Genomic DNA, 1207 nt, shown 5'->3' on the forward strand with positions numbered 1-1207 from the left:
TTTGAAAACTGTTCTGACGTTTGTCGCCAGTTAGCAAGTAGGGTGGGCAGTGCTTGAGACAGATCAGATCACCTCAGCTTTGTGCTTAGATAGGCACTGCCCACCGACGATTAATCCCAATGGTGCCAGATGTGAGTATAAACATTTTCAGGATCACGAATTGTCTGAAGAGACTATAGTCAATCAACGTTTTATCCTAATAACTTACCATTGAAATATTTAGATTAAATTCCTTTATCGTTACCGGAGCGATAATGTTATCAAGCTTATTGACTTTGAATAATTTCTGTGATCGGAATAGTTTCCTGATCTCCTTCTACTTCTATCGATTGATGCCGAATGTGCTGACGCAACACCTGATTAATCAAGGTTTGATAATTGCCTCCACCAGATAGATGTACCTGCTCACGAAACCACTCAATAACATCGTTATCTAAACAAATTGTGATCCGAGTTTTACCAGATGGCATCGGGTCAATCGCGCCACGCTTACCTTGACTAAAATCATACTCAGCTTCCATCTTCATCCCTCCAAATATTGTTTACGTTCAGTACGAGTGGCTTTGCGAGCTGAAATCAAACGGATTTGATCACCTCGCCAGGTATAGACCACAACCAAAACGGGTGCATCTCAATGCATGCTATTTGACGCGGTGGTGCGTTACGGGCAACAACCTAACACTTGCTATGGCTTGCGTCTTGGCGAGCCCGTCCCTAACACACCCTACGCCTAAATTCTAAATTATAAATTCTTAATTCTTAATTATAAATTCTTAATTCTTAATTATAAATTCTTAATTCTTAATTCTTAATTCTTAATTCTAAATTCCCTCTTTCGATAAGTATCAAAAAAAAATAGCCGTAGAAATACTATCCACGACTATTTCAATTTCTTATGTCACAAAATTAGCAAACTTAACCTGATCAGTTCCTATCTGATTCGACCAAAACCAAGGCCCCCGGGGAGAAACCCCCCCAGAAATTTAGCGATGCAGCGCGGTCTTGGGGGTTTCCCCCATGAGCGACTGCATCAAGACAAAGTGTTATGGCAACAACCAATACTTGGTGATTGTAGTGATCACTTCCCCTGGAACATCAGTCGGTTCCAGAGGGGTCCATTCCGCTATCTCTGCATAGCCTAATGCGTAAAGCATCTGCATGCTATAAATTACTGCTTCACGAGAACCTTTCAGAGTTTGATGAGCAG

1 protein-coding gene and 1 pseudogene are annotated in these 1207 nt (G+C 41.3%); both read right to left on the reverse strand.

All coding sequences use genetic code 11. The features are described from left to right. Positions 1–266: 266 nt before the first annotated feature. Positions 267–521 carry a BrnA antitoxin family protein gene (locus tag F6K20_RS39190; RefSeq protein WP_044492115.1) on the reverse strand — a complete coding sequence of 85 codons (255 nt, stop codon included), beginning with the start codon at positions 519–521 and terminating at the stop codon, positions 267–269. A gap of 2 nt (positions 522–523) precedes the next feature. After that, a pseudogene (locus F6K20_RS40415) lies at positions 524–622 on the reverse strand (BrnT family toxin); the annotation flags it as partial. Between the last annotated feature and the right edge of the window lie 585 nt (positions 623–1207).

The organism is Moorena sp. SIO2C4 (assembly GCF_010672485.1).
Classification (GTDB): Bacteria; Cyanobacteriota; Cyanobacteriia; order Cyanobacteriales; family Coleofasciculaceae; genus Moorena; species Moorena producens.